This window comes from Bradyrhizobium sp. JR3.5 (assembly GCF_054057015.1).
This window is the reverse complement of sequence record NZ_JBSRYV010000002.1, coordinates 6,066,462-6,084,623: the sequence shown is the minus strand read 5'-3', so window position 1 is coordinate 6,084,623 and position 18,162 is coordinate 6,066,462. Positions and strand designations below refer to the sequence as shown.

Annotated in this window: 14 protein-coding genes and 2 pseudogenes; 6 read left to right on the top strand and 10 right to left on the bottom strand. The window is 65.0% G+C overall.

Features of this window, described 5'->3' with window-relative positions; genetic code table 11:
* Positions 1-53 precede the first annotated feature (53 nt).
* Positions 54-980 (top strand): LysR family transcriptional regulator, encoded by a 927-nt coding sequence (locus ACVWW1_RS45825; RefSeq protein WP_207836700.1) that lies wholly within the window; start codon positions 54-56, stop codon positions 978-980.
* A gap of 157 nt (positions 981-1,137) precedes the next feature.
* Positions 1,138-2,835 (top strand): ATP-binding protein, encoded by a 1,698-nt coding sequence (locus ACVWW1_RS45820; RefSeq protein WP_456660424.1) that lies wholly within the window; start codon positions 1,138-1,140, stop codon positions 2,833-2,835.
* 10 nt (positions 2,836-2,845) lie between these two features.
* On the opposite strand, the gene ACVWW1_RS45815 is transcribed toward ACVWW1_RS45820, so the two are convergent.
* Positions 2,846-3,268: a hypothetical protein gene (locus tag ACVWW1_RS45815; protein ID WP_456660423.1), complete on the bottom strand. Its 423-nt coding sequence runs from the start codon at positions 3,266-3,268 to the stop codon at positions 2,846-2,848.
* Positions 3,268-3,978, bottom strand: coding sequence for a TetR/AcrR family transcriptional regulator (locus tag ACVWW1_RS45810; protein ID WP_456660422.1), 711 nt, complete (start codon positions 3,976-3,978; stop codon positions 3,268-3,270). Before ACVWW1_RS45810 ends, ACVWW1_RS45815 begins: the two co-directional genes overlap by 1 nt.
* Positions 3,979-4,134: 156 nt before the next feature.
* Between ACVWW1_RS45810 and ACVWW1_RS45805 the strand changes: the two genes are divergently transcribed.
* Both ACVWW1_RS45805 and ACVWW1_RS45800 read left to right on the top strand, forming a co-directional pair.
* Positions 4,135-5,319 carry an HlyD family secretion protein gene (locus ACVWW1_RS45805; RefSeq protein ID WP_456660421.1) on the top strand — a complete coding sequence of 395 codons (1,185 nt, stop codon included), beginning with the start codon at positions 4,135-4,137 and terminating at the stop codon, positions 5,317-5,319.
* An 8-nt stretch (positions 5,320-5,327) separates the two neighbouring features.
* Positions 5,328-6,941, top strand: coding sequence for a DHA2 family efflux MFS transporter permease subunit (locus ACVWW1_RS45800; RefSeq protein ID WP_456660420.1), 1,614 nt, complete (start codon positions 5,328-5,330; stop codon positions 6,939-6,941).
* A gap of 47 nt (positions 6,942-6,988) precedes the next feature.
* On the opposite strand, the gene ACVWW1_RS45795 is transcribed toward ACVWW1_RS45800, so the two are convergent.
* From ACVWW1_RS45795 to ACVWW1_RS45785, 3 genes are all read right to left on the bottom strand, one after another.
* Positions 6,989-8,632 carry a benzoate-CoA ligase family protein gene (locus tag ACVWW1_RS45795; RefSeq protein WP_456660419.1) on the bottom strand — a complete coding sequence of 548 codons (1,644 nt, stop codon included), beginning with the start codon at positions 8,630-8,632 and terminating at the stop codon, positions 6,989-6,991.
* Positions 8,633-8,806: 174 nt separating this feature from the next.
* Positions 8,807-9,622, bottom strand: a complete 816-nt coding sequence (locus ACVWW1_RS45790; RefSeq protein WP_456660418.1) for an alpha/beta hydrolase — start codon at positions 9,620-9,622, stop codon at positions 8,807-8,809.
* A gap of 3 nt (positions 9,623-9,625) precedes the next feature.
* The gene (locus ACVWW1_RS45785) at positions 9,626-10,120 is read right to left on the bottom strand and encodes a MarR family winged helix-turn-helix transcriptional regulator (RefSeq protein WP_176532376.1); all 495 of its coding nucleotides are present in this window, start codon (positions 10,118-10,120) and stop codon (positions 9,626-9,628) included.
* Between the two features lie 292 nt (positions 10,121-10,412).
* On the opposite strand from ACVWW1_RS45785, the gene ACVWW1_RS45780 reads away from it, so the two are divergent.
* Together ACVWW1_RS45780 and ACVWW1_RS45775 are read left to right on the top strand one after the other, a co-directional pair.
* Positions 10,413-11,579 (top strand): ABC transporter substrate-binding protein, encoded by a 1,167-nt coding sequence (locus ACVWW1_RS45780; RefSeq protein ID WP_456660417.1) that lies wholly within the window; start codon positions 10,413-10,415, stop codon positions 11,577-11,579.
* An 84-nt stretch (positions 11,580-11,663) separates the two neighbouring features.
* The gene (locus ACVWW1_RS45775) at positions 11,664-12,116 is read left to right on the top strand and encodes a cupin domain-containing protein (protein WP_456660416.1); all 453 of its coding nucleotides are present in this window, start codon (positions 11,664-11,666) and stop codon (positions 12,114-12,116) included.
* A gap of 134 nt (positions 12,117-12,250) precedes the next feature.
* Here the strand turns inward: ACVWW1_RS45775 and ACVWW1_RS45770 are convergent, their stop codons facing one another.
* The 5 genes and pseudogenes from ACVWW1_RS45770 to ACVWW1_RS45750 form a co-directional block, all read right to left on the bottom strand.
* Positions 12,251-13,492 carry a flavin-dependent oxidoreductase gene (locus tag ACVWW1_RS45770; protein ID WP_456660415.1) on the bottom strand — a complete coding sequence of 414 codons (1,242 nt, stop codon included), beginning with the start codon at positions 13,490-13,492 and terminating at the stop codon, positions 12,251-12,253.
* 284 nt (positions 13,493-13,776) lie between these two features.
* Complete coding sequence (locus ACVWW1_RS45765) at positions 13,777-14,172, bottom strand: RidA family protein (RefSeq protein WP_176532380.1); 396 nt, start codon at positions 14,170-14,172, stop codon at positions 13,777-13,779.
* A 1-nt stretch (position 14,173) separates the two neighbouring features.
* Complete coding sequence (locus tag ACVWW1_RS45760) at positions 14,174-15,013, bottom strand: enoyl-CoA hydratase family protein (RefSeq protein WP_176532381.1); 840 nt, start codon at positions 15,011-15,013, stop codon at positions 14,174-14,176.
* Positions 15,014-15,024: 11 nt separating this feature from the next.
* Positions 15,025-15,805 (bottom strand): annotated as a pseudogene (locus ACVWW1_RS45755) (SDR family NAD(P)-dependent oxidoreductase).
* A pseudogene (locus ACVWW1_RS45750) lies at positions 15,802-18,118 on the bottom strand (bifunctional salicylyl-CoA 5-hydroxylase/oxidoreductase). The pseudogenes ACVWW1_RS45755 and ACVWW1_RS45750 overlap by 4 nt, the downstream one beginning before the upstream one ends.
* Positions 18,119-18,162: the final 44 nt, after the last annotated feature.

Genomic DNA, 18,162 nt, shown 5'->3' with positions numbered 1-18,162 from the left:
TAGGGAAATTTCATTATCTTGGGTCTGGACAAAGTATTTCTTATGGAGCTGTCATGGCCGGCAACTTCTCGCGGGATCTCACGATCCGCCAGCTGCGCGCGCTGTCGGCCGTGCACGCGGCCCGCTCGATCACGTCGGCGGCCAACCAGCTGAACCTGACGCAGCCCGCGGTGACGCTGCAGCTCCGCAACCTGCAGGCGCTCGCGGGATTGCCGCTGATCCAGCGCACCGGCGACGGCATGGCGCTGACCGATGCCGGCGCGCATGTGCTGGCGCTCATCGAGCGGATCGAGGCGGCGCTCAAGGACTGCGAGCAGTCGCTCGACATGATCGCAGGCCGCAGCGGCGGCCGCGTCGCGATGGGCGCGGTCTCGACCGCGAAATACTTCGTGCCGTTCGCGATCGCGGCGTTCTCGCGCCGCTTTCCCAAGATCGAGGTCACGCTCAGGATCGGCAACCGCGAGGAAATCCGCGACGCGCTGCGCGGCTACGATCTCGACATCGCGGTGATGGGCCGGCCGCCGGCCGATGTCGAAGTCGAGATGAAGCCGCTCGGCCGGCATCCGCACTTCATCATCGCCGCACCCGATCACCGGTTGGCGCGGCGGCGGCACGTCGCGACATCGGAGCTCGCCAATGAAACCTTCATCACCCGCGAGCAGGGATCGGGCACGCGGATGTTGATGCAGCAATATTTCGAGCGGGTCGGACTGGAGCCGAAGCTCGGCATGGCGATGGACAGCAACGAGACCATCAAGCAGGCGGTCATGGCCGGACTCGGCATCGCCTTCATTTCTCAGCACACCGTGTTCCATGAACTGGAGGATGGCCGGCTGGTGGTGCTCAAGGTGAAGGGCCTGCCGATCGTCCGGCAGTGGCACGCAATCAGGCGCACCGACAAGATCCTGCTGCCGCCCGCACAGGCCATGCTGGACTTCCTGGGCAAGGAGGGCTGGCGCTATCTGCCGAATTCGCGCTAGCGCCGCGACGTTGCGATACCCGTTCGATCGAAAAAATCGAGTTAACGCCGTATGTTAAGCATTGAAGTTCCCGCGAACGCGTGCCACATCTTAATCGCGGTCACGCGCGGACCGTATCCCTGCGAGGGAGGATGAACTGCAGAACCAGTCCCCGCCCATGCCTGACTTCAAGGCGTTATTCGAGGCGGCGCCCGGCCTCTATCTGGTGCTGACGCAGCCTGACTTCCGCATCGTGGCAGTAAGCGACGCCTATCTGCGCGCCACCAAGACCGAGCGCGCCGCGATCCTTGGGCGCGGGCTGTTCGACGTATTTCCCGATAATCCGGACGATCCGGCCGCCGACGGCGTGCGCAACCTGCGCGCCTCGCTGGAACGCGTGGTCCAGTTCCGCCGCCCCGACACCATGTCGGTGCAGAAATACGATATCCGTAAGCCCGAGTCAGAAGGCGGCGGATTCGAGGAACGTTACTGGAGCCCGCGCAACACGCCGGTGTTCGGACCGAATGGTCAGTTCACCTACATCATGCATCGGGTCGAAGACGTCACCGGCTTCGTTCAGCTGAAGCAGCGCGGGGCCGAGCAAGACCAGCTGGCGGACCGGCTGCGCGAGCGCACCGAGCAGATGGAAGCGGAAATCTTCACGCGCGCCCGCGAGGTCGAGGCCGCCCGCGAACAGCTCGAAGCCGAGCAGAAGCTGCGCCAGGTGCAGAAGATGGAAGCCGTCGGACACCTCACCGGCGGCATCGCGCACGACTTCAACAATATCCTGACCGTCATCACCGGCCTGATCGACATCCTTGCCGAGGCCGTCGAACACGATGCCGCGCTGTCATCCGTCACCAAGATGATCAGCGACGCCGCGTTTCGCGGTGCCGAGGTGACCAAGCACCTGCTGGCCTTCTCGCGGCAGCAGCCGCTGCAACCGCGAGAAGCCAACCTCAACACGCTGGTGCAGGACACCGCGCGGCTGCTGCGCCCGTCGCTCGGCGAGCAGATCGAAATCGAAACCGCGCTCGAACCCGACGCCTGGCCGGCGTTCATCGACCCCAACCACATGTCGACCGCGCTGCTCAATCTCGCCCTCAATGCCCGCGATGCGATGCCGGATGGCGGCAAGCTGATGCTGGAGACCAGCAACGTCATCCTCGACGAGACCTATGCCGCCACCAACCTGGATGTGCGGGCAGGTGAATATGTGATGGTCGCGGTCAGCGACACCGGCGGCGGAATCCCGGAGGGGATCCGCGAAAAGGTGTTCGAGCCGTTCTTCACCACCAAGGACACCGGCAAGGGCACCGGCCTCGGGCTGAGCATGGTGTACGGTTTCATCAAGCAGTCCGACGGGCATCTCAAGATCTATTCCGAAGAAGGCCACGGCACGTCGATCAAGCTCTATCTGCCGCGCAGCATAGGCGACATGGTCGACGTCGAGCCGCCTCCTCCGGTCGACACGCGCGGCGGCCACGAATCCATCCTGGTCGTCGAGGACGATCCGCTGGTCCGCAATTACGTGGCCGCCCAGCTCGAGCAGCTCGGCTACCGCACCATGGTCACCGCCAACGGCCCGGAAGCGCTGGCCGCCGTCGACAACGGATTCGTCTGCGACGTGCTGTTCACCGATGTCATCATGTCCGGCGGCATGAATGGCCGGCAGGTGGCCGATGCCGTGATCGCCAGGCTGCCTTCGGTGCGCGTGCTCTTCACATCGGGCTACACCGAGGACGCGATCTTCCACCACGGCCGTCTCGACCCCGATGTCACGCTGCTGCCCAAGCCCTACCGCAAATCCGACCTCGCCCGAATGATCCGGCAGGTGCTGGCCCAGCCTCCGGCATCAGCGGTGGCGGCCAAGTAGCGCGGCGACATCAGGGCCCGAAGCTCGAGCGGCTCTGGATCTTCCAGGCGCCGCCGAGCAGGCTCAGCACACAGAGGGAATCATAGATCCCGATGACCGATCCGTCCTCGCGGTAGCGCGTATAGCGGACGGCGTAATGCGCCTTGGCCGGCGAGGACTGCACGAGCTTGGTCTCGTTCCAGACGCTGTGATGCCAGCCATCCTGTTTGCGCAGCCGCTCGAACAGGTCCATCGGATTGTTGCCGGGCTGCTGATAGACCGTGACCACGCCGCCGGCGATCCGCACATGCGGGAAGTGCATCAGTGCGTCCATGGCGGAAGCATCATGGCGATTGAGCGCCGCCATCCAAAGCTTCAGCACGTCTTCGCATTTGGACCGGTCGTCGCGCGAGATCTGCGCCTCGACAGTATAGGTCGCAGCCGGCTCCGGCATCACACGCCTCCGCTCTGCTTGTTGGCCCGGTCGGCCGGCACGGCGCATCCGGACAGGAACAGCGCAGCACAAGCCTTGGCGCGCGCTGTCATCTCGCTGTGCAATGGTGCCGGCTTGTGCCCGAACATGACGTCGCGCTGCGGCTTGAACACCAGCATGCCGAGCAGCATGCCCGCTGCGGCTTCGGTGTCATCGAGCACGATCCGCCCTCGCCGCTGCTGGACGCCGAGCCAATTCGCCAGCGCGGCGATCGAGCGCTGCATGGCCTTTTCATAGAACGTCTCGGCGATGTCAGGGAATTTGTCGCTCTCGGCCAGGATGATCCGCTGCAGCGCGATGACCTCGGCATCGAGAATGAGCTCAGCGCAGACCAGCAGAGCGGCCTCCAGGGCCGCCGCAACATTGCGGCCGTCGCAGGCGCCGAGATTCACGATGGACACGAACCGGTCCACCCGGTCGGTCACCATGCCTTCGAACAGCGCCAGCTTGGTCGGGATCAAACGATAGAGCGTCTTGGTGGAGACGCCGGCGCGGCAGGCGACGTCGGCGATGCTGGCCGCGGCGAAGCCGCGCTCCGAGAATTCGCGCCGCGCAGCCTCATAGATCAGCGCGCGCGTCTCGTCGTCGGAACGAAGCTGTGGCCGCCCGCGGCCGCGCCGTTCCGGCGCCGGCGCGGTCTGCTCTGTCTGGTCTTTGTCATTCCGGTTCATCCGCGAGCCATGCTTTTAGATGATGACTGTCATTCTATTGACAGTCCCAATATGGGCTCTATTTTGGAAAACATCAAGTTTCCTAATTACCTTGGGCCGCCGAAAGCAAAATTCCTACGGTTTCCCAGCAGGGTAGAACGATCAGGAGCGCCTGCCATGAGCCAGCATGAAACGTCCTTCAAGGCCGAGAGCCAGGTTCCGGCCGAGACCGCCAAGCAGTTGATCGCAAATCCGGAGGCGGCCAAGCCCGCCGCAAAGGGCAAGCTTCGCCGCCTGCTCATGACCGGCGCGGCACTCGCCCTTCTGGCGGGCGGCGCCTGGTATGGCTGGGATTACTGGACGGTCGGCCGCTTTCAGGTCTCGACCGACGACGCTTATGTGAAGGCCGACAACACGACGATCGCACCGAAGGTGTCAGGCTATCTCAGCGCGGTGCTGGTAGGCGACAACGAGCATGTGCGCGCCGGCCAGATCCTGGCGCGGATCGACGAGCGCGATTTCAAGGTCGCGCTTGATCAGTCGAAGGCCGACGTCGCTGCCGCCGAAGCCGCGATCACCAGCAAACGCGCACAGCTCGACGTGCAGCACTCGGTGATCGAGGCGGCGCGCGCGACGCTTGCGGTGGACACCGCGACGCAGATCTTCGCCGAGCAAGAGAACAAGCGCTACACCGACCTCGCAGGCACCGGCTACGGCAGTGTGCAGAACGCGCAGCAGGCGCAGTCGCGCTACGCCAGCGCGCAGGCCGCCATCGCCCGCGACACCGCAAACCTCGCCTCCGCAGAGCGTCAGGTGGAACTGCTCAAGGCCGAGATCGCCCAGGCGGTTGCGGCGTTGGGACGGGCGACCGCGCTCCAGAATCAGGCCGAGCTCAATCTCGGCTACACCACCATCACCGCGCCGATCGACGGCGTCGTCGGCAACCGCACGCTGCGTACCGGCCAGTTCGTCCAGGCCGGCACGCAACTGATGTCGCTGGTGCCGGCCACCGGCGCCTACGTGATCGCGAATTACAAGGAGACGCAGCTCACCAATGTCCGCAAGGGCCAGCCGGTCGAGATCGAGGTCGACATGTTCCCCGGTCAGGTCGTACGCGGTCATGTCGACAGCCTTGCGCCGGCGAGCGGCCAGGAGTTCGCGCTGCTGCCGCCGGACAACGCCACCGGCAACTTCACCAAGGTGGTGCAGCGCATCCCGGTGAAGATCGTGCTCGACGCAACCAATGTCGACCTGCGGCCGGGCATGTCGGTGATCCCCTCCATCGCGACGCTGTCGCATCCTGCCGAGGAAACTCCGCGCTCCAGCGCATCTCCCAAGCTCGCTGTCGCCTCTTTCAAATAGGTGATGTCATGTCCGATCTCGCGCTCTCCTCCCCGGCTGCTGCGCCCCGCGCGGCAGCGGCAGCGGTCGATCCCAACCGCGCCAGCATGGCCGTCTGGATTTCCATCGTCGCCGCGATGATCGGCGCCTTCATGGCGATCCTCAACATCCAGATCACCAACGCCTCACTGCTCAACATCGAGGGCGGCATCGGAACCGGCGTCGACAACGGCTCCTGGATCTCGACGTCCTATCTAATCGGCGAGATCGTGGTGATCCCGCTGACCGACTTTCTCAGCCGGGTGTTCTCGTTCCGCAAGATCATCATTGGCTTCGCCACCCTGTTTGCGATCTTCTCGGTCGCCTGCGCCTTCACCCACGATTTGCCGTCGATGATCGCGATGCGCGGCCTGCAGGGCTTCTTCGGCGGCGTGCTGATCCCGATGGCCTTCACGCTGGTCTTCACCAAGCTGCCGAAGGTGCAGCAGCCGATCGGCCTTGCGATGTTCGCGCTCGCCGTGACGTTTGCCCCGGCGATCGGCCCGACCATCGGCGGCTACCTGACCGAGAATTACGGCTGGCAGACCATCTTCTTCGTCAACGTGATTCCGACCGCGGTCATGGTCGTCACCCTCTATCTCACGCTGGAACGCCAGCCGCTGCAGCTGCATCTGCTTCGCGAGGGCGACTGGCTGGGCATCGCCACGATGGCAATCGGCCTCGCGTCGCTGCAGGCCGTGCTCGAGGAAGGCAACAAGGACGACTGGTTCGGCTCGCCCTTCATCGTCAAGCTCGCGGTGATCGCCGCCGTCAGCCTGACCCTGTTCGTCTGGATCGAGCTCGTGGTCGAGAAACCGCTGCTCCGGCTGCGGCTCTTGACTCAGCGCAGCTTCGGCTTCGGCACCATCTCGGCGGTGTTCGTCGGGTTCGCGCTGTTCGGCTCGGTTTACCTGCTGCCGGCCTATCTCGGTCAGGTGCAGCGCTACAATGCCGAGCAGATCGGCCAGGTGCTGGCCTGGACCGGCTTGCCGCAGCTGATCCTGATCCCGCTGGTGCCGAAGCTGATGCAGCGCTTCGACCCGCGCTTCATCGCCTTCACCGGCATGATCCTGTTCGCGGTCTCATCCTTCATGAACATACAGATGTCGCTCGATTACTCCGGCGACCAGTTCTTCATCCCGAACATCGTCCGCGCGATCGGCCAGGCGATCATGCTGGCCCCGCTGTCCGCCGTCAGCCTCGGCAGCGTCGCGCCGCAGGATGCAGCCGCAGCTTCCGGCATCTCCAACATGATGCGCAACCTCGGCGGCGCGATCGGCACGGCGCTGCTCGCCACGATCGTCACCAAGCGCGAGCAGTTCCACTCCAACATCATCGGCCAGTCGGTCGATCTCGGCCGCGAGGAAGTTCGCACCCGGATCGCCGAGGTCACCAACTACTTCCTGAGCCACGGCATCTCCGATCCGGCGACCGCGCACAACCAAGCGATCGTGGCGCTCGGCAACATCGTGAAGCGCCAGGCCCTGGTGCTCGGCTTCAGCGATACCTTTGCCGTGATCGGCATCGTGCTGGTGTTCGCCGCGATCGCGATCCTCTTGACCGGCAAGCCGAAGAACACCGCCGGCGGCAGCGCGGCGCATTGATCTCTCGTTGATCCCCGGGGCGACGGCCAGAAGCCGTCGCCCGATTCTCAGCTCGCCTCGCGCAACTTGAAGCGCTGGATCTTCCCGGTCTGGGTCTTCGGCAACGCCTCGACGAAAGAGATCGCGCGGGGATATTTGTACGGCGCGATCGTCGCCTTGACGTGATCCTGCAACAGCTTGACCTCGACATCGTCGCTGCGCGCGCCCGGCTTCAGCACGATGAAGGCCGAGACGATCTGTCCCCGCTCCTCGTCAGGCGTGCCGATCACCGCGCATTCCGCGACATCGGGATGTCCGAGCAGCGCCGCCTCGACCTCGGGACCTGCGATGTTGTAGCCCGCCGAGATGATCATGTCGTCGGCGCGCGCCACGAATGACAGCCGGCCGTTTTCGTCGCTGACGAAGGCATCGCCAGTGACGTTCCAGCCATCGCGAACGTACTTGGTCTGCCGGGAGTCGGCGAGATAACGGCAACCGGTCGGGCCGCGAACCGCCAGCTTGCCGACCTGCCCCGGCGGCAGCTCGTTCATGTCCTCGTCGACGATCTTCGCCTGGTAGCCGGTAACAGGCGTGCCGGTGGTGCCAGCGACGGCGCTGCCGGCGCGGTTGGTGATGAAGATATGCAGCAGCTCCGTGCTGCCGATGCCGTCGAGGATCGGCTTGCCGGTCTTCCTGGTCCAGCTCTCGAACACCGGCGCCGGCAGCGTCTCGCCGGCCGAGACCGCGAGCCGCAGCGACGACAGATCGGCACCCTTGTCCATCGCCGCCATCATCGCCCGATAGGCGGTCGGCGCAGTGAAGCAGATCGTCGCCTTGTAGGTCTCGATGATCCGGATCATCTCGCTCGGCGCCGCGTTCTCCAGCAATGTCGCGGTGGCGCCGAAGCGCAGCGGGAAGATCGCCAGCCCGCCGAGGCCAAACGTGAACGCGAGCGGCGGCGAGCCGACGAACACATCGTCCGGCGTCACCTTCAGCACTTCCCTGGCATAGCCGTCCGCCACGATCAGGAGATCGCGGTGGAAATGCATCGTCGCCTTCGGCTCACCCGTGGTGCCCGACGTGAAGCCGAGCAGCGCGACGTCGTCACGGCCGGTCTTCACCGCATCGAACTTGACGGGCTTGTTCAGCGCGATCCGGTCGAGCTCGGCATCGTGATTCTGCGTGCCATCGAAATTGACGACCTGCTTGAGGAATTTGCTGGTCTTGGCGCAGGCCACCAATTCGTCCGCGATGCGGCTGTCGGTCAGCGCCAGCGCAATCTCGGCCTTGTCGACGATCTTGGCCAGTTCGCCGGCGCGCAGCATCGGCATGGTGTTGACGACGACGGCACCGGCCTTGGTCGCCGCGAGCCAGGCCGCGACCAGCGCGGGATTATTGCCCGAGCGGATCAGGACGCGATTGCCGGGCTTGACGCCGTAATTCTCCACCAGCGCATGCGCCAGGCGGTTCGACCAATCGGTCAATTCCTTGTAGGTGCGCTGGCGGCCGTTGCCGATCAGCGCGATGCGATCGCCCATGCCCTGCTCGACGATGCGGTCGGTCAGCTCGACCGCAGCGTTGAGATAATCGGGATAGCTGAATTCGGGCCGGTCGAGCAGCAGCTGCGGCCATTGCGCTGATGGCGGCAGGTTGCGCCGCGCGAAATCGTCGACATGCCCGGATGGGCCGAGCCCGGGAAATTCGCCTGACATTCGATTGCCCCTCACTTTCCATCCAGAAAGGCCAAGGTCTTGTCGCCAAGACCAAATATCGAGAAGACCAGTATCGAGGACGCCCGGCAGCGTTCCGATCGCCAATCATTTTATACTTAAAATAATTTGACGCAAGGGTGGATATCGCGCGGAAATGGCGCGGTCCCGCAAACCTCAGATCTGTGTGAGCTGCTTCAGCCGCGCGACCATCGCCGAGTCCGGGTCGGCGAGCGGTGCGATCGCGGTGAAATGATTGGCATCGGGCACAGTGCCGAACCGCGTTGCCACGCCCGCTTTGCCCCAGACGTCGGCGATGGTCCGGCTCTGTCGGTGATATTCGGCGCTCTCGGCGCCGCCAACCACCGCATCGAGCGTCGCGCCTGTCGGCGCTTTCCAGAGCAGCGGGCTCGCCGCCCTTGCTGCGTCGCGGTCAAGGCCAAGCGCCTTGTTGATGGAGGTGCCGACCAGCGGCTCGAGCTCGAACAGGCCGGAGATCGCGTAAGCGGCCCTGACCAGATCCTTCGACAACGACGCATCGTAGGCCGGCCAATCGGTCGCGAGCATGCATGCGGCAAGATGTCCGCCCGCGGAGTGTCCTGACACGACCAGCGGCCGGCCGAGCTTCGCCAGTTCGCGTGACGCCGCGCGCATCTCGGCGATGATGTCGGCGACTGTGACGTTGGGGCAGAGGTCGTAACTCGGCACCGCGACGCTGATGCCGTGGCCATTGAGGCCCCGCGCGCAGTGGCTCGATGACGAGCCGTCAAGCGCCTGCCAGTAGCCGCCGTGGATGAAGACCACGAGCGGCCCGTCGTCGTTACCCTCGAACAGGTCGATGACGTTACGGCTGCCGGGACCATAGCTCAGCCGCCGCGGCGGATGCTGCTCGCGATAGGCCGCGGAGTCCCTCGCCCAGCCGGCCATCAGCGCCGGGTTTTCCGGCACGCGCGCGCGGTTGTTGTATTCGACCTCGTAATCGATCCCGCTCACCGCTTAAGCAGTCCTCGCCTTGGCGGAGCGCTGCGCCGAGCCCTTGGCCTTGGCGAGCAGCCGCATCAGTTCGCGGATGTCCTTCGGCGACAGGTCGCCGAAGATATCGGCGATCCATTTCTCGTGCTCGGCGGCCATCTTGCGGAATTCGGCGCGGCCGAGCTTGGTCAGCCGGATGTACTGCACGCGGCGGTCGGTCTCCGAGGTGCGGCGATCGAGATGGCCGGACTCGACCAGGCGCTCGACCAGCCCGGTGACGTTGCCGTTCGACACCATCATCCGCTTCGAAAGGTCCGACAGCGTCATGCCGTCGGACACCTTGTCGAGCTGGGCCATCAGGTCGAAGCGCGGCAACGTGACGTCGAACTTCTCGCGCAGCCGGCTGCGCACCTCGCCTTCGATCAGCGTGGTGCAGGTCAAGAGCCGCAGCCACAGCCTGAGCTCGGTGCCGTGATCGTCGGGCAGTTCGACGGCTTTGGTTTCGGAATCGAGGATCATGCGGCGATCGTGCCTCCGCGGCAGGTTTCGGTCGGACCGATTGCTTTCAGCTTCAAGCAATTCGCGGCGCCCTGCAAGGACAATTGCGAATCCAGCCCGACATGCCCGGCCGATCCTGCAATTTCTTTAAACTTCAAGCAATTGGCGCGGCGCTTGCATGTGCTGCGCCGGCATGGTGCGCGACGGTCGCCTGACGCAATGCCACATCGCTTGCAGCGGTTGCACGCGTCAGACTAAGCTGAGGCCAAATGGGCCGAAGCCGAAACATCAAGCCAGTGGTTGGGGGAGAGACATGAAGCAATTGACGAAGCTCGTGGGACTGGCGGCGCTGCTCGGTATCGCGGTCGCCCCGGCTACCGCACAGGAGAAGATCAAGATCGGCGTGCTGGTGACGACCTCCGGACCAGCCGCGGCGCTTGGCCAGCAGGTCCGCGACGGCTTTGCGCTCGCGGTCAAGGACCTCGGCGGCAAGATGGCCGGCCGCGAGGTCGAGATCGTCAATGCCGATGACGAGCTGAAGCCCGACGGTGCGGTGGTCAAGGTGCGCGGCCTGCTCGAGCGCGACAAGGTCGATTTCGTGGTCGGCCCGATCTTCTCCAACATCCTGCAGGCGATCCACCGCCCGGTCACCGAGAGCAAGACTTTCCTGATCAGCCCGAATGCGGGTCCCTCCAGCTACGCCGGCAAGGAGTGCAACCCGTTCTTCTACGTGACGTCGTACCAGAACGATCAGGTGCACGAGGTCCTCGGCAAGGTGGCGCAGGACCGCGGCTACAAGCGCGTCTATCTGCTGGTGCCGAACTATCAGGCCGGCCGCGATTCCGTCGCCGGCTTCAAGCTCGATTACAAGGGCGAGATCGTCGAGGAATCCTACACGCCGCTGAACACGCTGGATTTCCAGCCCGAGCTCTCCAAGATCGGCTCGCTGAAGCCGGACGCGCTGTTCACCTTCATGCCGGGCGGCATGGGCGTCAACCTCGTGAAGCAGTACAAGCAGGCTGGCGCCACCGTGCCGGTGCTCTCCGCCTTCACCGTCGACGAATCCACCCTGCCCGCGCAGCAGGACGCCGCCGTCGGCATGTTCGGCGGTGCGAACTGGGCACCGAACCTTGACAATCTCCAGAGCAAGAAGTTCGTCGCGGCCTATGAGGCGGCCTACAACGGGGTGCCCGGCACCTACGCCATGCAGGCCTATGACGCTGCACTGTTGATCGACAGCGCGGTCAAGGCCGTGAAGGGCGACCTCTCCAACAAGGACGCAGTCGCAGCGGCGCTGAGAAAGGCCGACTTCACCTCGCTGCGCGGTAACTTCAAGTTCAACAACAACGGCTATCCGATCCAGGATTTCTACCTCACCAGGGTCGCGAAGCGGCCGGACGGCAAATTCCAGACCGAGATCGTCGAAAAGGTGTTTTCGAACTATGGCGACCGCTACGCCAAGGACTGCGCGGCCAAGTAGCTCACACGAAGCGTTTTCAAGCGAAGTGGATACCGGTTCGCGTGAAGAAAACGCGCAAAATTGAAACATGGAGGAAGTACAAACATGAAAGACGAGATCGCCGGCATCACCCGCGCCAATGAGGGCATCCAGGGCATTTCCTGGAGCATCCTCGGCCAGACCTATGTGCCGAAGAGCCGCACCGAGCATTCCTTCTCCTGGCACGCCACCTTCCCGCCGGGCACCTTCGTTCCGCCGCACATCCATCCCGACCAGGACGAGTATCTCTACATCCTCGAGGGCAAGCTCGACTTCATGCTCGACGGCGCCGATGAATCGGCAACGCCAGGCGATCTGGTGCGCCTGCCGGCGGGCAAGCCGCACGGTATCTTCAACAAGTCGCAGCAGCCGGCCAAGACGCTGTTCTGGGTGTCGCCGACGCGCAGGCTCTACGACCTGTTCTGGGCGATCCACAACATGAAGGACCAGAACCCGGACGACGTGGTGCGGCTCGCCGCCGAGCACAACATTCACTTCCTGCCGCCGCCTCCGGCGTAGGATTCCTCCGTCGTTGCGAGCGAAGCGATGCAATCCATAGTTCGGCGATCCCGGAACGATGGATTGCGCCGTCGCTTCGCTCCTCGCAATGACGAAGTGGAGATGGCCGGCCGGGCGTCTCCTTCTTCAAAGACTTACTGCCGCGCCACGACGCGCGCGGCAAAGCCGGCCTTGGCGGCATAGCCGCGCACGATCGCCTCGCGCGCCTCGTAGTTGAGAATGGTGTCGACGTCGGTAAAACCCTGTGGCGCGAGCTGCTCGACGGCGTCGATCACGCCCTCCGGCCCGCCGCGGCGGTTGGAGGCGACGATGTCGGCGGTCATCGGCAGCCGCTGCCGCTCATAGCCGGCCAACGCCTGGCGCGGATGCTCCGCTTGCGCCAGCATGTCGGCGAGGCAGCGCGCATCGAGGATGGCCTGCGACGCGCCGTTCGAGCCGACCGGATACATCGGGTGCGCGGCGTCGCCGAGCAGCGTGACGCGGCCGCTCGACCAATAGGGCAGCGGATCGCGGTCGCAGCACGGATACTCCCAGAACTCCGGCGTCGCGTTGATCAGGCCGGCGAAGTCGACCTGCGGGATGGTGAAGCTCGTGAGATAGGGCATCATCTCGTCGCGGCGGCCGAGATTGGACCAGCCCTCGCGGCGCGGCGGCGGCGAGGAGCCGTCGCCGATCCGCACCAGCACCGCCCAATTGGTGAGGCGGCTTGCCGGGCTCGAGCCTGGCGCAATCGGATAGATCACGGCCTTGGCATTCAACCCGCCGGCGATGATCATCGAACGGCCGGTCAGGAAGGCCGGCCAATCGGTCGCGCCGCGCCACAGCATCAGCCCGTTCCAGCACGGCCCGCCCTCATCCGGAAACAGCATCTCGCGCACCTTGGAGTGGATGCCGTCGGCGCCGATCAGGATGTCGCCACGCGCGGTGTGGACGTGGCTGCCGCTCCGATCGAAGAAATAGGCCGACACGCCGCCCTCGTCCTGCGTGAAGGAGCCGAGCCGGCAGCCGGTGCGGATCGCATCCGCGCCAAGCCGGTCGATTACGGCCTGATGGATCACGCCCTGCAGGCGGCCGCGATGAACAGAGAATTGCGGCACGTCGTGGCCGGCATCGAGCCCACGCTTCTCGTGCCAGACCTGCTGGCCGTGCCGCGTCAGATAAAACAGCTCATAGGTACGGATCGCGACCTCGTCGAGCTTGTCGAGCAGGCCAAGCCCCGCCAGCTCGCGGATCGCATGCGGCAACGTATTGATGCCGACGCCGAGCTCGCGGATCGTCTCCGACTGCTCGTACAGCTCGCAACTGATGCCGCGCGACCGCAGCATCAGCGCAGTGGTGAGGCCTCCGATTCCGCCTCCGACGATAATCGCCTTCATCGTCCCTTACTCCACTCACAACAGGACGCTTTTACGCTTTCGCCTAAGGTCGCACGCCCCCGCGCCCGGCCGCAAGCGGCTTGGTCGCCCAGGACTAGGACCGGCCTGCGATGATTAGGCTTAGCCTTAACATTGGCTCAGCGGACTCCAATCATTCCCCGTCACCCTGAGGCGCGAGCGGAGCGAGCCTCGAAGGGTCGACGGCCACCAGCCGGGCCGTTCACCCTTCGAGACGCGCGTTCCGCGCTCCTCAGGATGACGGGATCAGCAAGATCGCGCCTCCATTAATCCGGCACCACGGCGATGGCCTGGATTTCCACCTTGGCGCGATCCTCGATCAGGCCGGCAACCTGGATCGCGGTCATCGCCGGAAACCGCCGGCCGATCACGTCGCGATAGACCCCGCCGATCTCCTTCAGCCGCGCGGAATACTCCTTGCGATCGAGCAAGAACCAGGTCATCGACACGATGTGCTCCGGCCCGGCCCCGCCGGCGGCGGCCACCGCGACGATGTTGCGCAGGGTCTGGCCGATCTGCGCCACGAGATCGTCGCTCTCGAACACGCATTGCCCGTTCCAGCCGATCTGGCCGGCGATGAAGAGCTGTTTGCCGCGCGCGGCCATGCCGTTGGCGTAGCCGATCGGCTTCGCCCATCCGTCCGGTTGCAGGATCTCGATCATCTCAATTGCCCTCGAAGGCGGGTTTCTGCTTGGCGGCGAAGGCCTCGAAAGCGCGGCGAAAATCGCCCGTCACCATGCAGATCGCCTGCGCCTGCGCTTCGGACTCGATCATCTCGTCGACGCCCATCGCCCATTCCTGATTGAACATCGTCTTCGTCACGCCATGGGCGAACCACGGTCCATCCGCAAGCGAGCGCGCCAGGTCCTGCGCGGCGGCGGCGAGCTCGGCCGGCGGCACGAGGCGGTTGTGAAAGCCCCACGCAAAGCCTTCGTCGGCACTCATCGCGCGGCCGGTGTAGAGCAGATCGGCAGCACGGCCCTGCCCGATCACGCGCGGCAACAATCCGCACGCCCCCATGTCGGCGCCGGCAAGGCCGACGCGGGTGAACAGGAATGCGGTCTTGGCCTGCGGCGTCGCCAGCCGCAGGTCGGACGCCAGCGCCAGCATCGCACCGGCCCCGGCGCAGATGCCGTCGATCGCGGCGACAATGATCTGCGGGCATTTGCGCATCGCGCGCACCACCTCACCGGTCATCCGGGTGAAGGCGAGCAGGTCGGGCATCGCCATCCGCGTCAACGGCTCGATGATCTCGAACACGTCGCCGCCGGAACAGAAGTTGCCGTCGGCGCCGGTCAGCACGATGGCGCGGACGTCGGAGGCATATTTGAGATTGGTGAAGAGATCACGCAGCTCCTCGTAGGACTCGAAGGTCAGCGGGTTCTTCTTGTCCGGCCGGTTCAGCGTGATGGTTGCGACACGGCCGCTCGCGTCGGTCGACCAACGGAAGTGTTTTGCAGGATAATCCCTGAACGGACGGAGCTTTGCTTTCATCTCGGACATGATGTGTTCCTTCACCCGGTAAAGACTTCGCCGCCGGCAACCGCCACAGCTTGTCCATTGATTGACGATGCGCCCTCGGAGGCAAGCCAGAGGATGCTGTCGGCGACCTCCTCCGGCGTGACCAGCCGCTGCATTGGATTGACCTTGGCGAGCGAAGCCCGCGCCTCCTGCTCGCTGCGCCCGGTCTTGGCGACGATGTTGGCGGCCGCATCCGCCACCAGCGGCGTATCGGTGTAGCCGGGGCAGACCGCATTCACGGTGACGCCGCGCCGGGCGTACTCCAGCGCCAGCGAGCGCGTCAGGCCGACGACGCCGTGCTTGGCGGCGACATAGGCCGAGACATAGGCGTAGCCGGTGAGGCCCGCAGTCGAGGCCACGTTTGATCACCCGCCCGCGGCCGCGCTGCGCCATCCCCGGCAGCACGGCGTGCGTCACCAGGAACACACTGGAGAGATTGCTCGCCAGCATGTCCGCCCATAGCGCCGCGTTCGTCTTGTCGAACGGCGCGCTGGCGGCCTTGCCGGCATTGTTGACGAGGATATCGATCGGCCCCGCCTCGGCCTCGATCTGCGTGATACCCTTGGTCACCGCCGTTTCATCGGTCACGTCGATCGCGACAACTGCGCCAGCGCGCTCACCGAGCAACGAAGCCGTCGCCTTCAGCACATCGATCCGGCGTCCGGCGATGCTGACGCGTATACCGGCTTTTGCGAGCGCGATTGCCGTTGCGGCCCCGATGCCGGAACCGGCACCGGTCACGAGCGCATGGGCGTTGGGCCAGAACCGTGTCATGCCTTCACTCCCGCGGCTGTGCGTTCGAGATTGGCCTCGTATTGCGACTTGCCCGACAGATACTGCTTCGGCCAGGCGACCTGCTTGACGCCGATCTTCGCGGCCTCGTGCAGCGTCCAGGCCGGGTCGGCGAGATGCGGCCGCGCGATCGCGCAGAGATCGGCGCGGCCGGCGGCGATGATCGAATTGGCGTGGTCCGCCTCCGAGATCGCGCCGACCGCGATGGTGGCGATGCCGACCTCGTTGCGGATCTTGTCGGCGAACGGCGTCTGGTAAAGCCGGCCATAGATCGGATGATCGTCGGCCCAGACCTGGCCCGAGGAGCAGTCGATCAGGTCGGCACCGGCCACCTTGAACAGTTTTGCGAAGGCGAGCGCATCCTCGGGCGTGTTGCCGCCCTCGGCCCAGTCGTGACAGGACAGGCGGACCGACATCGGCTTGTCCTCCGGCCACACCGCGCGGATGGCGCGGAACACTTCCAGCGGATAACGCGCGCGGTTCTCGATCGATCCGCCATAGCCGTCGCTGCGGCGATTGGTCAGCGGCGAGAGGAAGCTCGATAGCAGATAGCCGTGGGCGCAGTGCAGCTTCCAGAATATCGAAGCCCGCGGCGGCGGCGCGCCTGGCGGCGGCAACGAACTGGTCGCGCACCTCGTCCATTTCGGCGCGGCTCATCGGCTCCGGAACCTGGCCGTCGGGCAGGTAAGGCACCGGTGAGGCCGACACCAGCGGCCAGTTGTGGTCCGGCAGCGGTTCGTCCATGCCTTCCCACGCGACCCGCGTCGAGCCCTTGCGGCCGGCATGGCCGAGCTGGATGCCGATCTTCCCTTGCGAACTGCGATGCACGAACTCGACGATGCGCTTGTAAGCCGCCGCCTGCGCGTCGTTCCACAGGCCGCAGCAGCCGGGCGTGATCCGCGCCTCCGGCGAGACGCAGGTCATCTCGGTGAACAGCAGGCCCGCGCCGCCGAGCGCGCGGGAGCCGAAATGCACCAGATGGAAGTCGTTCGGCACGCCCTCTTCCGCGGAATACATCGCCATCGGCGAGACGATGATCCGGTTGTGCAGCGACAGGCCGCGGATCTGGAACGGCGTCAGCATCGGCGGCGTGACGCGGTCGTTGGTCGCGGGCACGCCGCTGCGCTCCGCGAACCAGCGCTCATAGCCTTCGAGCCACGTTCTGTCGCGCAGCCGCAAATTCTCGTGGCTGATGCGCTGCGAGCGGGTCAGCAGCGAATACATGAACTGCTCCGGCTCCAGCGTGTCGGCGTAGCGCGAGCCGACCACCTCGAACCATTCCATCGCGTTGCGCGCGGCGTTCTGGATCCGCGCCACGTCGACCCGGCGCAGCTCCTCGTAAGCCTTCAGCACGGCGGGAATGCTGTCCTTGGTCGCGCCGTGGATCTTGAACTGGTTGGTCAGCTCGATCGCATCTTCCAGCGCGAGCTTGGTGCCCGAGCCGATCGCGAAATGTGCGGTGTGGGCCGCATCGCCCATCAGCACGACATGGCTGTTGCCGTTGAACGCGGTCCACTTGCCGCAGATCAGCCGCGGAAACGACAGCCAAGCCGAGCCGCGCAGATGCCGCGCGTTGGAGACCAGATGATGTCCCTCGAGGATTTCCGCGAACACCTTCTCGCAGAACGCGATGGATTCTCCCTGATCCATCTTGTCGAGGCCGTGGGCGAGATAGGCCTCCTCGGTGGTCTCGACGATGAAGGTCGCCGCGCCCTCCTCGAACTTGTAGATGTGCGACTGGAACCAGCCATGCTCAGTCTTGCGGAAGTCGAAGGTGAAGGCATCGAACGGTCGGTTGGTGCCGAGCCAGATATAGCGGTTCGGCCGCATCAACATGTCGGGCTGGAAGGTCTCCGCGTATTTGGCGCGGACCTTCGAATTCACACCGTCGCACGCCACGATCAGATCGGCGTCGGGGAACTCGAGATCGGAATTGACCTCGCGCTCGAAGATCAACTCGACGCCGAGCTCCTCGGCCCGCGCCTGCAGGATGTTGAGCAGCCGCTTGCGGCCGATGCCAACGAAGCCGTGGCCGGTGGTGCGCATCCGGCGGCCCTTGATCAGGACCTCGATGTCGTCCCAGTGGTTGAAGGCCTGCTCGATCGTGTCGGCGGTGACCGGGTCCCATTTGCGCATGTTGTCCATGGTCGCATCGGAGAACACCACGCCGAAGCCGAATGTGTCATAGGGCCGGTTGCGCTCGACCACGGAGATCTGGTGCGCGGGATCAAGCATCTTCATCAGGATGCCGAAGTAGAGCCCGGCCGGCCCGCCTCCAATGCAAACGATGCGCATGGCGTTCTCCCGTTGGCTTCGGCCGGGGTCGTTTTCCCCAGGGA

Coding starts and splice junctions, on each gene's coding strand:
- ACVWW1_RS45825 (WP_207836700.1), top strand. CDS start 54: ATGGCCGGCAACTTCTCGCGGGATCTCACGATCCGCCAGCTGCGCGCG.
- ACVWW1_RS45820 (WP_456660424.1), top strand. CDS start 1,138: ATGCCTGACTTCAAGGCGTTATTCGAGGCGGCGCCCGGCCTCTATCTG.
- ACVWW1_RS45815 (WP_456660423.1), bottom strand. CDS start 3,268: ATGCCGGAGCCGGCTGCGACCTATACTGTCGAGGCGCAGATCTCGCGC.
- ACVWW1_RS45810 (WP_456660422.1), bottom strand. CDS start 3,978: ATGAACCGGAATGACAAAGACCAGACAGAGCAGACCGCGCCGGCGCCG.
- ACVWW1_RS45805 (WP_456660421.1), top strand. CDS start 4,135: ATGAGCCAGCATGAAACGTCCTTCAAGGCCGAGAGCCAGGTTCCGGCC.
- ACVWW1_RS45800 (WP_456660420.1), top strand. CDS start 5,328: ATGTCCGATCTCGCGCTCTCCTCCCCGGCTGCTGCGCCCCGCGCGGCA.
- ACVWW1_RS45795 (WP_456660419.1), bottom strand. CDS start 8,632: ATGTCAGGCGAATTTCCCGGGCTCGGCCCATCCGGGCATGTCGACGAT.
- ACVWW1_RS45785 (WP_176532376.1), bottom strand. CDS start 10,120: ATGATCCTCGATTCCGAAACCAAAGCCGTCGAACTGCCCGACGATCAC.
- ACVWW1_RS45780 (WP_456660417.1), top strand. CDS start 10,413: ATGAAGCAATTGACGAAGCTCGTGGGACTGGCGGCGCTGCTCGGTATC.
- ACVWW1_RS45775 (WP_456660416.1), top strand. CDS start 11,664: ATGAAAGACGAGATCGCCGGCATCACCCGCGCCAATGAGGGCATCCAG.
- ACVWW1_RS45770 (WP_456660415.1), bottom strand. CDS start 13,492: ATGAAGGCGATTATCGTCGGAGGCGGAATCGGAGGCCTCACCACTGCG.
- ACVWW1_RS45765 (WP_176532380.1), bottom strand. CDS start 14,172: ATGATCGAGATCCTGCAACCGGACGGATGGGCGAAGCCGATCGGCTAC.
- ACVWW1_RS45760 (WP_176532381.1), bottom strand. CDS start 15,013: ATGTCCGAGATGAAAGCAAAGCTCCGTCCGTTCAGGGATTATCCTGCA.